At 63.8% G+C, this 14510-nt stretch carries 12 protein-coding genes; 2 read left to right on the plus strand and 10 right to left on the minus strand.

Translation table 11 applies throughout. The features are described 5' to 3' along the window. The first annotated feature begins 19 nt into the window (after window positions 1-19). A complete protein-coding gene (gene pobA, locus AACH87_RS17440; protein WP_338795776.1) occupies window positions 20-1204 on the plus strand; it encodes a 4-hydroxybenzoate 3-monooxygenase in 1185 nt (394 codons plus the stop codon). Window positions 1205-1297: 93 nt separating this feature from the next. Here pobA and AACH87_RS17445 read toward each other — a convergent pair whose 3' ends face one another. The 7 genes from AACH87_RS17445 to AACH87_RS17475 form a co-directional block, all read right to left on the minus strand. After that, complete coding sequence (locus AACH87_RS17445; RefSeq protein ID WP_338795777.1) at window positions 1298-3691, minus strand: TonB-dependent siderophore receptor; 2394 nt, start codon at window positions 3689-3691, stop codon at window positions 1298-1300. Between the two features lie 75 nt (window positions 3692-3766). Further along, window positions 3767-5104: a sigma-70 family RNA polymerase sigma factor gene (locus tag AACH87_RS17450; RefSeq protein WP_338795778.1), complete on the minus strand. Its 1338-nt coding sequence runs from the start codon at window positions 5102-5104 to the stop codon at window positions 3767-3769. Window positions 5105-5212: 108 nt separating this feature from the next. Beyond that, entirely contained in the window at window positions 5213-5713 is a 501-nt protein-coding gene (locus tag AACH87_RS17455) for a c-type cytochrome (RefSeq protein ID WP_338795779.1), read from the minus strand. 36 nt (window positions 5714-5749) lie between these two features. After that, window positions 5750-7357, minus strand: coding sequence for a bifunctional phosphoribosylaminoimidazolecarboxamide formyltransferase/IMP cyclohydrolase (gene purH, locus AACH87_RS17460; protein WP_338795780.1), 1608 nt, complete (start codon window positions 7355-7357; stop codon window positions 5750-5752). A gap of 110 nt (window positions 7358-7467) precedes the next feature. Beyond that, entirely contained in the window at window positions 7468-7701 is a 234-nt protein-coding gene (locus tag AACH87_RS17465; RefSeq protein ID WP_044398839.1) for a Fis family transcriptional regulator, read from the minus strand. Then, window positions 7698-8744 (minus strand): tRNA dihydrouridine synthase DusB, encoded by a 1047-nt coding sequence (gene dusB / locus AACH87_RS17470; RefSeq protein ID WP_338795781.1) that lies wholly within the window; start codon window positions 8742-8744, stop codon window positions 7698-7700. The genes AACH87_RS17465 and dusB overlap by 4 nt, the downstream gene beginning before the upstream one ends. Before the next feature lie 253 nt (window positions 8745-8997). Continuing rightward, window positions 8998-9606, minus strand: coding sequence for a D-Ala-D-Ala dipeptidase (locus tag AACH87_RS17475; RefSeq protein WP_338795782.1), 609 nt, complete (start codon window positions 9604-9606; stop codon window positions 8998-9000). A gap of 158 nt (window positions 9607-9764) precedes the next feature. Here AACH87_RS17475 and AACH87_RS17480 point away from each other — a divergent pair, with 158 nt between their 5' ends. Then, window positions 9765-10247: a YqaA family protein gene (locus AACH87_RS17480; protein ID WP_338795783.1), complete on the plus strand. Its 483-nt coding sequence runs from the start codon at window positions 9765-9767 to the stop codon at window positions 10245-10247. 10 nt (window positions 10248-10257) lie between these two features. On the opposite strand, the gene AACH87_RS17485 is transcribed toward AACH87_RS17480, so the two are convergent. From AACH87_RS17485 to serA, 3 genes are all read right to left on the minus strand, one after another. Next, window positions 10258-11493 (minus strand): GGDEF domain-containing protein, encoded by a 1236-nt coding sequence (locus tag AACH87_RS17485; RefSeq protein ID WP_338795784.1) that lies wholly within the window; start codon window positions 11491-11493, stop codon window positions 10258-10260. A 328-nt stretch (window positions 11494-11821) separates the two neighbouring features. Then, window positions 11822-12916 carry a redox-regulated ATPase YchF gene (gene ychF / locus AACH87_RS17490; protein WP_338795785.1) on the minus strand — a complete coding sequence of 365 codons (1095 nt, stop codon included), beginning with the start codon at window positions 12914-12916 and terminating at the stop codon, window positions 11822-11824. Window positions 12917-13136: 220 nt separating this feature from the next. Then, on the minus strand, window positions 13137-14366 hold the full coding sequence (serA, locus tag AACH87_RS17495) for a phosphoglycerate dehydrogenase (protein WP_338795786.1): 1230 nt from the start codon (window positions 14364-14366) through the stop codon (window positions 13137-13139). Window positions 14367-14510 lie beyond the last annotated feature (144 nt).

Below are 14510 nucleotides of genomic sequence, written 5' to 3' on the forward strand. Positions count from 1 at the left end.
CATCACGAGGTAGAGAGACATGCGAACCCAAGTTGCCATCATCGGTGCAGGCCCTGCGGGCCTGCTGCTCGGCGCGCTGCTGCACAAGTCCGGCATTGATGCCGTCATCATCGAGCAACGCAGCCCCAGCTACGTGCTCAGCCGCATCCGCGCAGGCGTGCTGGAACAGGTCACCATGGACCTGCTGGACCAGGCAGGCGTGAGTGCCCGCGCCCATGCCGAAGGCCTGCCGCACGATGGCTTTGAGCTGCTGTTCAAGGGCAAACGCCACCGCATCAACATGCACCAGCTGACGGATGGCAGCCGCGTCACGGTCTACGGCCAGACCGAAGTCACGCAAGACCTGATGGACGCCCGCGCCGCTGCAGGCCTGACCACCGTGTACGAAGCCGCCAACGTGCAAGTGCACGACTTTGACGGCGCCACGCCGCGCGTCACGTATGAGAAGGACGGCCAGACGCACACCATCATTTGCGACTTCATCGCGGGCTGCGACGGCTTTCACGGCGTGTGCCGCGCCAGCGTGCCCGAGAGCGCCATTCGCACCTACGAACGCGTGTACCCCTTTGGCTGGCTGGGCCTGCTGGCCGATGTGAAGCCCGTGGCGCACGAGCTGATCTACGCCCACACCGACCGGGGCTTTGCGCTGTGCAGCATGCGCAGCAACACCCGCAGCCGCTACTACCTGCAAGTGCCGCTGACCGACAAGGTGGAAAACTGGAGCGACGACGCCTTCTGGGCCGAGATGCGCAACCGCCTGGACCCCGAAGCCCGCGAGAACCTGACCACCGGCCCCTCGCTCGAAAAGAGCATTGCCCCCCTGCGCAGCTTTGTGGCCGAACCCATGCGCTTTGGCAGCCTGTTCCTGGCGGGCGATGCCGCCCACATCGTGCCGCCCACCGGTGCCAAGGGCCTGAACCTGGCCGCCAGCGACGTGGGTTATCTGTGGAATGCGTTCGCTGATTTCTACAATGACAAATCCCGAGCAGGCATCGACACCTACTCTGACCGGTGCCTGCGCCGCGTGTGGCGCGCCGAGCGCTTCTCGTGGTGGTTCACCTCGCTGATGCACCACTTCCCAGAAACCGGTGCCTTCGGCCAGAAGATGCAGGAGGCAGAGCTGGATTACCTGGTGAATTCAGAAGCCGCCTCGCGCTCGCTGGCAGAGAACTACGTGGGACTGCCGATGAATTTTGGTGCCTGATTGTGAACTCGCCACGCTATTGAATTGATAGCTTGCTGCGCTCTATCCATCAGCGCAGCAAGCTATTTTTACTTCAAGCCCTGTTTTGCAGTCTCAGAAGTCGTAACGCATGCTCACGTTCACGCTGCGCGGGGCACCCCAGGTGTAGTGCAGCGCACCAAAGTTCGTGACACCTGAGAAGTAGGCCTTGTCAGTGACGTTGAGCAGGTTCACGCCCACGCTCCAGTGCGGGTCGATCTGGTAGCGGGCCGTCAGGTCCAGCAGCCAGTAGGCAGACTGGCCTAATGTGGCGCTGCCGCTGCTGACCGAAATGGCGCTTTGCCAGCGTGTGGCCGCGCCCACCATGAGGCCCCGCAAGGCGCCCTCGGCAAAGCGGTAGGTGGTTCCCAGCTTGAACTGGTGGCGCGGGTACGCGCTGGCGCTGGTCAGGCTGCTGCTGTTCATCACATAGCTGCCCTGGGCCTGCCATCCAGATGCAAGTTGACCGGACATCTCCAGCTCAAACCCGTGGCGGCGTGCGCCCTTGACTGCCCGGTAAGCGGGATCGCCTGAAGGGGTGGTGCCACCGGTTTCTTCCGCCGTGTTGTCGGTATGCATCCAGAAGTGGCTGATGCTGGCGTTGAGCCGCTTGTCGAAGAACTCGCCCTTGGCCCCCACTTCATAGGTCACGCCTTTTTCAGGCTCCAGCGTGCGGCCCTGCTCGGTCTGGCCACTTTGGGGTTCGAAGATGCTGGTGGCGCTGCCGTAAAGCGATACATCGCGGCCTACGTCCAGCACCAGACCTGCGTAGGGGGTGAACACGCCCCGTTCCTTCATGTCGTAGTTCCACCAAAACGGGGTGGTGTCCTTGCGTTCGTAGTCGGTGGCGCGTCCGCCCACAATCAGCCGCAGTGGCTCGGCCAGATGAAAACGGCCTGCGCCGTAGACATAAGTCTGCTGGCGCGTGAAGCGGTTGTCGCCATACGTCCAGCCCGCAAAATCCGGCTGCTGCAGCGCACCACCCCCTTGCCCGTACACCACGCCCAGATCGGCCAGCGGCACGTTGCGCGAATCGCCCAGCAGCATGTCGCCCCGGTAGTGCGACGTGCCCAGCCCGGCCACCAGCTCGTGCGTGCGGCCCCACCAGTCCACGCTCCCCTGCAGGTCCAGGTTCACCGTCCAGTTGCGGTTCTTGGAGTCCTTCCAGTGGTTGAGAAAGGCGGTGCTCTCGTCATACAGATGGCCCAGGCGCATCTCGTCCATGGTTACGTTCTGGTGGCCCACCTGCAGCTTGGCCTTCCAGTCACCAGACAGGCGCTGCTCCAGCCGCGCAAACAGTCCAAGCGAATCTTGCCCGTACCCCGTCCAGGAGGCACCGGTGTTGAATGAGCGGGGCTGCCAGCCCACGAACTGCCCTGTGCGCGTGTACGCCAGGATAGGCTGGGTGCTGCCCATGCCATCTACCGTGCGGTGGCGATAGGTGAAGCCCGCGCTGAACAAGGTGTCGGGGGTCAGGTCTGCCTCCACCGCCCCAAACAGCATCTGGCTGGATTTCTTCTCGTGGTCACGAAAGCTGTCGCCCTCGGCTGCCGATGCCACCAGCCGCGCACGCAGCGATCCCACCGCGTTCAGCGGGCCTGCAAGGTCTACCTCAGCGCGGCGGTTACCCCAGCTGCCCAGGGCTGCCGATGCGCTGGCCTGGAACTCGCGCGTGGGCCGCTTGCGGATCATGTTGATGCTGCCGCCCAGGGCTCCATAACCATTGAGCAGACCTGAGGCGCCCTTGAGCACCTCAATGCGGTCGATGTCGGCCATGTCGTCCAGGGAGTACAAGGTGCTGGAGAAGAAATACCAGCCATCGGCAAACTGCCGCACGCCATCGGTGAGCAGGTTCACGCTGCTGCCACGCGACTGGAAGTCGATGGCGTTGCCCTGGCGGTGCACGGTCACCCCGGGGGTCTGCTCGATCACATCGGCCAGGGTTTCGAGTTTGAAGTCATCCATGCGCTGGCGCGTCATCACGGTGACGGACTGTGGCGTCTCGCGCAAGGTGAGCGGCAGGCCGGTGGATGCGGTGGTCGGCCCTGCAGCGGTGTAGCTGCCGGTGCCTTCGGTGCTGCTGTCGCGCACGGCGGCAGCGGTCACGGTGACCTCTCCCAGGGTGCGGCTGTCGCGGGCCACACGCTCCACCACCAGTGTGCGACCTTGCACGCGGCCCTGCAGACCGCTGCCTGCCAGCAGTTCGCGCAGCGCGTCGGCGACGTCGCGCGGGCCTTGAACTGCAGGCGCACGGCGGCCTTCGGCCAGCTCGGGAGCAAAGGCCAGTTGGAGACCTGCCTGCGCCGCCAGTGTCGCCAGCGCGGGGGCCAAGGGCTGTGCGGGCACATCAAAGCGTACGGTTTGGGCTACTGCATATTGCAGCTGCGCTGCCAGGCCCAGGGCCAGCACAGCGCGGGCCACGGCGTGGCGGCGGGGGGCAGGAGAAAGCACAAAAGCGTTGGGGGTCATGCGGAAAACGTCCTCAAGTGAAAAGTGGCTCTTCACTGGCTGGACGAACGGCGTTTGCAAACCCTGAAGAAATTTTTACCGGGGTGCAATCCACACCCCACCGCCCTCCTCTCGCACGGTGCGCACAGGCAGGGTGGCGGGCAGGGCGCGCAACCAGTCACCCATATCGGCCACCTGCACCGTGCCGCTGATGCGCAGCGCCTGCACGCGGGGGTCTACATGTACGTCCTGTGTGGTGTAGCGCGACAGGGTCTGCGCCACCTGGGCGAGTGGGGTGGCTTCAAAGTGCAGGCGGCCCGCTCGCCAATCAGCCGCCGTGCCCACCGTGGGCTGCACCGCACCGCGCGCCCCCACACGCACCCCCTGCCCTGCGCGCAGCACCACAGGCTGTGCGCCCGGACCGGTGTCTACCTGCACACGACCTTCCTCGACCTGCACGCGCACGGCACCGTCCGGCTCCAGCTCCACGCCAAAGCGGGTGCCCAGCACCGTGGCCGTCACGCCCGCGGCATGCACGACAAAGGGTCGCGCCGCATCGGGCTGCACAGCAAAGAAGGCCGCGCCTTCCAGCAAATGGGTGACGCGATGGCGTGCGTCCCAATCCAGGCGCACGCGGGACTGGGCATCCAGCGTGAGGGTGGAGCCATCCGGCAGCGGCTGCACCAGCCGCCGTGCACGCGGGGTGGCGAAGGCACTGCTCCAGCGCAAGGTCTCGTCGCGCCAATGCCGCCACAGCACCGTGCCCGTCGTAAACATGCTGACGCCCGCCAGCAATGCCGCCAGACTTTTGCGCCGCGGGGACGAGCGTGGGGCGGTGTGGGAGGACCCAAGTGCCGAGGGCAGAGCCGGTGCGCCTGCAGCCTCCGCGGATCGTCGAGCGGCATCTCCGCGCCAGTGCAGCAAGGCCGCCTCCATGCGGTCGGCCGCGTGCATGAGGTCACGCTCCACCGTGTTGAGCGAAACGCCCAGGCGCTCGGCAATCTGTGCCTGCGGCTCACCATGAATGCGGTGCGCCACAAACACGTTGCGGGCCCTGTCCGGCAAAGCCGCCAAGGCCGCCTCCACGGCCATCACAGCCTGCCGGTACATCAGGCCCTCAGCCACATCGGGGGCGTGGGTGGCGGGGGCCTGGGTGGCCTGGCTGCCCTGCACGTAATGGCTCATCCACTGCGCACGGCGCTGGCGGTCCAGCCCAATGTGGGCGGCCACGGTGCACAGGTAAGCACGGGCGTCTTCGGCCATTTCTGCGCCTGCTGCATCGGCCTGGGCACGCTCGGCCAGGCGCAGCCAGGTGTCATGCGCAATCTCCCGCGCCTCGTCGCTGCTCCCTGTCTTGCGGCGCAGAAAACGCACCAGCGCGTCGTAGCGCTGGGGAAATTCATGCAACAGGGAAAAGGGGGCGGGGGTGCTCATCTACAGCGCATGATAACGCCTGTAATGAGAACCAATATCAATTAAAACAGGGCATGTCTGCAAATCAGCCACATAGATCCCGACCTTGCGCAGGGCGGCGCTGGCTGGTCACTGCTGGGGCGATGCTGCCTTTTCGTCCCGCCCCGACGGCACTGGGGGCAGACTCAGCAGCCACAGGGCTATGCCTTGGGCCTGCGCTTCGTCGACCTGGGGATGGCGGGGCATCACCGTGCGCCCCCAGACCCCAACGCTGCCTTCGCGAATCTTGCGGGCCAGATAGTTGGCTGCGTCCGGCTGCTCGCGATAGCGCTCGGCAATCTGGCGAAAGGATGGCCCCACGTAACGCCGATCCATGCCATGGCAGCGCAGGCAGTCACTGGACTCGACCAGCGCCTGCCCGGCCAGCGGAGTGGTCTTGGACGCTGCCGCTGCGTCTGCCGCATCACCCGCCACAGGCACCGGTGACGTACCGGCCTGAGCGGGCTTGTCTGAAAACACCATGCGCACCCCCAAGTTGAGCATGCCCAGCACCACCAGCAGCATGAAGACGATCAGCGCCCATCCCAGCCAGCGTGGCCGGGGGGGTGAATTGTCGTCGTCAGGCTGCATGGGCGGCTGTAGCGATGAGAGCGCGCAGCAGACAGATCAATGGCGGAAGTGGCGCACGCCGCTGAACACCATGGCCACGCCGCGTTCGTTGGCGGCGTCAATCACTTCCTGGTCGCGCATGGAGCCGCCGGGCTGGATGACGCAGGTGGCGCCTGCATCCACCACCACATCGAGGCCATCGCGGAAGGGGAAGAACGCATCGCTGGCCACCACGGTGCCTTGCAGCGACAGCTTGGCGTGTTCGGCCTTGATGCTGGCGATGCGGGCGGAGTCGAGGCGGCTCATCTGGCCTGCGCCCACGCCCATGGTCATGCCGTTCTTGCAGAAGACGATGGCATTGCTCTTGACGTACTTGGCCACCTTCCAGGCGAACAGCAGGTCGGACATTTCTTCCAGCGTGGGTTGCTTCTTGGTCACGACCTTGAGGTCAATCAGCGACAGCTCGTGGTTGTCGGCCGTTTGCAGCAGCAGGCCCGAGCCGATGCGCTTGGTGTCCATGGCGTTGCGGCCACGGCTCCAGTGCGTGGTGCCGCCGTGGGCGGGCAGCGCAATCTTGAGCAGGCGCACATTGGCCTTGGCCTTGAAAATCTCCAGCGCTTCGGGCGTGAAGTCGGGGGCCATCAGCACTTCCACAAACTGCTTGCTGACCTGGGCGGCAGCGGCTCCGTCCACCGTGCGGTTGAAGGCGATGATGCCGCCGAAGGCGCTGGTGGGGTCGGTCTGGAAGGCCTTGCTGTAGCTGTCCAACGCATCCAGGCCCACGGCCACGCCGCAGGGGTTGGCATGCTTGACGATGACGCAGGCAGCGGCGTCAAAGCTCTTGACGCATTCCCACGCGGCATCGGCGTCGGCAATGTTGTTGTAGCTCAGCTCTTTGCCCTGCAATTGCACGCCGGTGACCAGCGAGCCGGGTGCGGGGTGCAGGTCGCGGTACAGCGCGGCTTGCTGGTGGCTGTTTTCGCCATAGCGCAGGTCTTGCACCTTGATGAAGGCACCGTTGCTTTGGCCAGGGAACGGGCTGCGCTCGGGCACGTAGGTTTCCGACAGCTTTTCTTCTTCGAACGTGACGGACGAGAGGTAGTCGCTGATCGCGCCGTCGTACTGGGCAATGCGGTTGAACGCGGCCACCGACAGGGCAAAGCGCAGCTTGTCGCTCAGCTTCCCGTTGGCCTTCAGCTCGGCCAGCACGGCGTCGTACTGGTCGGCAGCGGTGATCACGCCCACATCCTTCCAGTTCTTGGCGGCGCTGCGCACCATGGCGGGGCCGCCAATGTCGATGTTCTCGATGGCGTCGGCCAGTGTGCAACCGGCCTTGGCCACGGTGGCTTCAAAGGGATACAGGTTGACCACCAGCAGGTCGATGGTGTCAATGCCGTGTTCCTTCAGGGCAGCCATGTGGGCGGGCAGCTCGCGGCGGGCCAGCAGGCCGCCGTGCACCTTGGGGTGCAGGGTCTTCACGCGGCCGTCGAGCATCTCGGGGAACTGGGTGACCTCGGCCACCTCGGTCACGGGCAGGCCCTCTTTGGCCAGCAGTTGCGCAGTGCCGCCGGTGGACAGCAGCTTGATGCCCAGCGCGTGCAGGGCTTTGGCAAAGTCAACAATGCCGGTCTTGTCGGATACGGAAAGAAGTGCGTTCATGGCCATGGTGGAGGTAAAGTTTTAAGTGAAATCTGGCTCTAGCGCTTATCCATCAAGCGCAGGAAGCTATATCTTTCATAGCAATCGACCCCAGGAGGGGGCTGCGCTGGCACGGATCAGAGCAGTTTGTGCTCCACCAGCTTCTTGCGCAAGGTGTTGCGGTTCAGGCCCAGCCATTCAGCGGCGCGGGACTGGTTGTTGTCAGCGTGGCTCATCACCACCTCCAGCAGCGGCTTTTCCACCACCCGAACCAGCATGTCGTACATGCCGTCGGGGGTTTCACCGCCCAGGTCGCGGAAGTAACCCTGAAGGCTTTCGCGGACGCACTCTTCTATGTGTTGTTTGCTCATGCGGGCAATCCCTCTTGTTCTTCTGTATCTGCTTGCGCCTGCGCAGCAGCGGGCATGCGGTCCATCTGGGTGCCCAGGGCGTCCAGAAAATCCGCTACCGCCTGCCACTGCGTGGCGCTGTCTTCTATCGTGTTGATGTGCTGCCTGAAGGCCTCGCCGCCCGGCAGGGCACGCAGGTACCACGCAATGTGCTTGCGGGCGCTGCGCACGCCAGTCAGCTCGCCATACAGGCTGTAGTGGTCGTGCAAATGGTCTAGCAGCAGGCGGCGCACCTCGGCCACCAGGGGTGGGGCCAGGTGCTCGCCAGTCGCCAGAAAGTGGCCGATCTCGCGGAAGATCCAGGGCCTGCCCTGGGCCGCACGGCCAATCATGATGGCGTCGGCACCGGTGTAGGCCAGCACATCGCGCGCCTTCTCGGGCGAGGTGATGTCGCCATTGGCCACCACGGGCACTTTCACCGCCGCTTTCACGGCGGCAATGGTGTCGTACTCGGCCTGGCCTTTGTAGCCCTGTTCGCGCGTGCGGCCATGCACCGTCAGCATCTGGATGCCAATGGATTCGAACTGGCGCGCCAGGGATACAGCGTTTTTGTGCTGCTGGCACCAGCCGGTGCGCATCTTCAGCGTGACAGGCACATTGAAAGGCGCGCACGCCTCGACCACCGCCTGGGCGATGGACACGGCCAGGGCCTCGTCCTGCATCAGGGCAGAGCCCGCCCACTTGTTGCACACCTTCTTGGCCGGGCAGCCCATGTTGATGTCGATGATCTGCGCGCCGCGCTCCACGTTGTAGACCGCGGCCTCGGCCATCATCTGCGCCTCGGTGCCGGCAATCTGCACGGCAATGGGGCCCGGCTCTCCCTCATGGTTGGCACGGCGCGAGGTCTTGAGGCTGTTCCACAAGTCCTTGCGCGAGGTCACCATCTCACTCACCGCGTACCCCGCCCCCAGCGCCTTGCACAGCTGGCGGAAAGGCCGGTCCGTCACCCCCGCCATGGGAGCAACAAACAACCGATTCGCCAAAGGAAACTGGCCAATGTGCATAGAAGGTGAGGAGGGGGTTTGGCAGCGAATGCTGAAAAAGGAGGCAGGATTGTACCTGCTTAAAATTTCAGCAAATGAAAAGTGCGGGCTTTTGTTGGACAACGCTGTCCCATAGCCTGCGGCACCAGCCTAGGAGCACTCTCCATCGCGCAACAGCTTTGCCCTCCGCCCTCCGCCCTCCGCCCTCCGCCCTCCGCCCTCCGCCCTCCGCCCTCCGCCCTCCGCCCTCCGCCCTGCTCCCTAGCCCCCGCCATCAGCGGCTCGCCACGTCTGTAGACCGCTTGGAAGATGGAGCCGAGCCCTTGAGCGCATAGCGCCACCATGCATCTGGCAGATTATTGAATCGGTGCTGTGCCATGAGGCTGCGCAACCACTGGCGGTTGAACTGCACATCGGGCGAGAAGCCGGCCGCATCCACCGGAGCCCCTGCCAACTCCACCCCCGCAGGTGTACCCATGTCTACGTCATGCCCATCGGCCAGCGGGCCGCGCACCACCTTGCTGGCCTGAAAGCCGTTCACCACCCGCACCTGCACCACCCAGGCGCCCGTAGCGGCGTGGCAGCTTGCCCGCATTTCCATGCCCTGGTCCTGCAACTGGCGCATGACCGGCTGCAGAGCAACATGCGCCGCAGCCGCATCGGTGCAGGGGGGTTGTGTAGGGCTGGCCTCCGCGCGACCAGGCATCTCTTCCGCAGGCACCACCGCCCAGGCTGACCCCATGGAGGCCGCAGAGATCAACAGCCAGGCCAACGCCCCTGCGCGCCGACGCAGGCTCATCCCGCCAAAAAAAAGCTTTCTTGCGGTATGGATGCCAACGAGGGCAGAGCTTTGCAGAGCGTAGGGTAGAGCAAGGCTGCGCATGAAATCCTCCTGATCTGTTTATGCCCCACCTTATTCACGCAACCATATCCTGGTCCGCTACCCGCGCCGCAAATCCGTGTAGGACAGAGGCTCCGTTACCCCTGCCCGGCCCGGGAAACCGCGCCACACACGCCTGCACCCACCTACACTTGGCAGCCATGGAAATCTGGATGCACCAGTTGCTGCAATGGCTGGCTTTGCCACAGTTTGGACTGAGCACGGTGTTTGTCGTCTCGTTCGTATCAGCCACGCTGCTGCCGCTGGGATCGGAGCCCGCCGTGTTCGGGCTCATCAAGCTCAACCCGGAACTGTTCTGGCCCGCCATCCTGGTCGCCACGGTGGGCAACACCTTGGGTGGGGCCACCAGCTGGTGGATGGGACTGGGTGCCCACAAGGCGGTGGACAAGGCACGCGGCAGCACCACGGAACTGAGGGCACTGCGCTGGTTGCAGCGCCTTGGGCCCAAAGCCTGCCTGCTGAGCTGGCTACCCGGCGTAGGCGACCCGCTGTGCGCGATGGCGGGCTGGCTGCGCATGCCGTTCTGGCTATGTGTGTTCTACATGGCAGTGGGCAAGCTGGCGCGTTACGTCACCATGACGACCGCACTGCTGTACCTGATGCCCGGCGCAGTCTCTCTGTAAAACAGCGTTTTCAGCGACTGCGCTGCTGGGGAAACTCGGATGAGAGTGAGTCCGCGTGCGGCACCGGCTCCTCCACCACCACCTGATTGCGCCCGCCCTCTTTGGCAAGGTACATGGCGGTATCTGCACGCGAGAAGAACTCCATCACAGACTCGCCCAGCACATACTGGGTGACGCCTATCGAGACGGTGACGCCGCTGCGCAGGCGGCTGTCCCAGGCATGCGCCTCAATCTGGGCGCGGATGCGCTCGCAAATGTTGAGGGCAGGCAGGAGGGACGTGGCCGGAAAAATCAGCAGAAACTCTTCGCCGCCATAGCGGCCAAACACCTCGCCGGATCGCACGCTCTGCTGGGCCAGCCGACCAAAATCACGCAGCACCTGATCGCCTCCCAGATGACCCAGCGAATCGTTGATGTGTTTGAAGTGGTCAATGTCCAGCACCGCCAGGCACAGGGGAATTCCGCTCTCATCGGCCAATTGCTTTTGTTCTTCCAGCACGGCCAGCACGTAGCGGCGGTTGAAGCAGCCCGTCAGCACATCCCGCTGCGCGTCTTCCTGGATGTTCTTGATCTTGCGGTTGGCGTGGTGAAGGATTCGGTACAGCCGCTGCACACGCCCCATCAACAGCACAAACACGGGCAGTGTCAGCGCCAGCGCCAGCAAATGCAGCCCCTGCAGCCGGAGCAGCGCCAGGTTTTGCTGCAGGTGGTACTGCGCAGCCATGACCCCCACATAGGCCAGCAAAGCCAGCAGCATGAGTCGCAGCATGACCTTGCGAGAGATGGAGAACACCCCGTAGGCCACCGTCACAAAGGCAAAGGGGCCCAACAGAATCTGGGTCACAGGCTCCAGGTAGAAAACCACCGTCATGCACGCAAGCATGGCCGTCACGATGGGAACCTTGAGGTGGCGGTCGCGCAAAAAGCCGTTCCACCCGAGCTGCACGACTAGGCCGAACAACGCGAACCCGCCCACCACCATGGCCGCCAGCACCCATAGCGTGGTCACTTCCACCACATCCAGCAGCCAGAAACCTGCAACCCCAGCCACATAAAGCAGCACCAAGCCCGCCACCAGCAGCCAGCGACGCAGGTCCTTTTCGCGCCCCAAGGCTCCCTGCACTGCGACCGGGCGCCGCCGCGACGGCGTGGCAGGTGCCTGGGTCGAATCTTCAAAATCCGGAAGGACGTCCGAGGTCGGAAAGGCGTCAGTGGCAGCGAACAGGGCTTGGCGACCGAAGAGCATGTTGCGATGAGATTGCGTGGCGATGAAATTGCGAGCAGTGCAGCCCGCCTGCACATGGGCAAGGCAAGCAAGAATGGCACCCGCCGGACACCATAAACCGCTTGGGGTCGACAACCTACGCTCTACATCAAGAAATGGGCACGGGCAGTCTCTGGGCTCGCGCATCTTACGGAGGGGAGACCCACTCCCCGTCCGTGTTAACCATTAGTTTGGCCACCAAAACACCCACACACGCATAAAAAAGCCCCGCAAAGCGGGGCTTAAGGAAGCGTGTGTGACGTCCTACGACATCACACAACAAGCAGGCGCGACAGGCGTGCCTGATGGATCAGACGTTGAACAGGAAGTTGAGCACGTCGCCATCCTTGACCACGTACTCCTTGCCTTCGGCACGCATCTTGCCCGCGTCCTTGGCGCCCTGCTCACCCTTGTACTGGATGAAATCATCGAAGGCGATGGTTTGGGCGCGAATGAAGCCGCGCTCGAAGTCGCCGTGAATCACACCCGCTGCCTTGGGTGCGGTGTCACCGATGCGGATGGTCCAGGCACGGACCTCCTTCACGCCAGCGGTGAAGTAGGTCTGCAAGCCCAGCAGTTTGAAACCCGCGCGAATCAGGCGGTTGAGGCCGGGCTCTTCCTGGCCCAGTTCCTTCAGGAACTCCAGGCGATCAGCGTCGTCCATCTCGGCCAGTTCGGCTTCGATCTTGGCGCAGATGGCCACCACAGGGGCGTTTTGCTTGGCCGCATATTCCTTGAGGCGGTCGAGCAAGGGGTTGTTCTCAAAGCCGTCTTCAGACACGTTGCCCACAAACATTGCGGGCTTGGCTGTGATGAGGCACAGGGGCTTGAGCAGCGCGCGCTCTTCGTCCGAGAACTCCAGCGCGCGCACGGGCGTGCCTTGGTCCAGCGCCGCCTGCACCCGGGTCAGCACCTGCACCAGCTTGGCGGCTTCCTTGTCGTTGCCACTCTTGGCGGCCTTGCTGTAGCGCTGCAGCGCCTTTTCTACCGTGCCGAGGTCGGCCAGGCACAGCTCGGTCTGGATGACTTCGATGTCGGCGATGGGGTCTACGCGACCTGCCACGTGGATCACGTTCGGGTCTTCAAAGCAGCGCACCACGTTGACGATGGCGTCGGTCTCGCGGATGTGGGCCAGGAACTGGTTGCCCAGGCCTTCGCCCTTGCTGGCACCCGCCACCAGACCAGCGATGTCCACAAACTCCACGATGGCTGGCACGATGCGCTCGGGGGTGATGATCTCTGCCAGCTGCTGCAGGCGGGGGTCCGGCACTTCCACCACGCCCGTGTTGGGCTCGATGGTGCAGAAGGGATAGTTTTCGGCGGCAATGCCCGCCTTGGTCAGCGCGTTGAAGAGGGTGGACTTGCCCACGTTGGGCAGGCCCACGATGCCGCATTTGAGGCTCATGGAAATTCCTTGTGAAGAGCCCCCGGGTGCACCGCGGGCCCACTGGGGCTGGGTGGCGGTGGCGGGCTGGCCCGGCTGGGCGCAGCCCCGAAGGGGCTTGGGAGGAGGCACTGCTGCAACCTGCCCGGTATTGACCGGGTGGGGTGCCACTGCGCCTCTGGCGTGCGCGGATTTTAAGCCCTGCCGCAAAGCCTGAGGCTGCGGCCCGCCCAGAAGTGACTCAGAACAGCACGCGGCTGCGCAAAGTGCCTGTCACCCCTGCCAGCTTGTCCAGTGCCAGCAGGGACGAGGCGGCGTCCGTATCAATCACCACGTAGCCAATCTTTTCGTTGGTCTGCAGGTACTGGGCAGAGATATTGATCTGGTTGTCCGAAAAGATGCGGTTGATCTCGGACAGCACGCCCGGCACGTTGCGGTGGATGTGCAGGATGCGGTGCTTGCCGGGGTGCGCAGGCAGGGCCACCTCCGGAAAGTTGACCGATGACGTGCTGGTGCCGTTGTCGCTGTACTTGACCAGCTTTTCAGCCACTTCCGTACCGATATTGGCCTGCGCCTCCATGGTGGAGCCCCCGATGTGGGGCGTGAGGATGACGTTGTCGAGGCCCCTCAGGGGAGAGATGAACTCGTCCTTGTTGGTTCGCGGCTCCACCGGAAAGACATCAATCGCCGCGCCCAACAGTTTGCGCTCCTTCAGTGCCTTGGCCAGCGGCTCAATCTCTACCACCGTACCGCGGGCGGCATTGATGAGGATGCTGCCGGGTTTCATGGCGTCGATCTCGGCCTGACCGATCATCCACTGCGTGGAGGGCAGCTCTGGCACATGCAGGCTGACGATGTCGCTTTGTGCCAGCAGGTCATGCAGTTTGGGCACCTGGCGTGCATTGCCCAGGGGCAGCTTGCTCACCACATCGTAAAAGGCAACATGCATGCCCAAGGCCTCGGCAAGCACCGACAGTTGCGTGCCAATGGAGCCGTAGCCGATGATGCCCAGTGTCTTGCCTCGAATCTCATAGGCGTTGTCGGCCGACTTGAGCCAGCCTCCGCGATGCGCCACGGCGTTCTTTTCAGGAATGCCGCGCAGCAGCAGGATGGCCTCGGCCAGCACCAGCTCGGCCACCGAGCGGGTGTTGGAGTAAGGCGCGTTGAACACCGCGATGCCGCGCTCACGGGCAGCATTCAGATCCACCTGGTTGGTGCCAATGCAAAAGCAGCCCACCGCCACCAGCTTGTGGGCGTGGGCAAAGACTTCTTCGGTCAGCTGCGTGCGAGAGCGAATGCCCAGAAAGTGCACATCGGCAATCTTGCGCTTGAGCTCTTCGTCAGGCAGCGCACCAGACAAACTCTCGATCTGGGAGTAGCCCGCAGCGCGGAGCGTGTCCACGGCAGAAGGGTGAATGCCTTCCAGCAGTAAAAATTTGATCTTGCTCTTGTCCAGCGAATTGGTGGTCATGGATGTCCTTGGTGGGTGTGGCAAAGATGGCTGGCGCGACGCTTGCTCGGGATGAAACCGGTTCACAGACAAGCATGGTGCAATGCACAAAACCTTGCAAGTCTGGGCAAATCTGCTCCAAGACTGTCACACAAGCGTCACAAT

Origin of the sequence: Acidovorax sp. DW039, from assembly GCF_037101375.1 — a bacterium.
GTDB lineage: Bacteria > Pseudomonadota > Gammaproteobacteria > Burkholderiales > Burkholderiaceae_C > Acidovorax.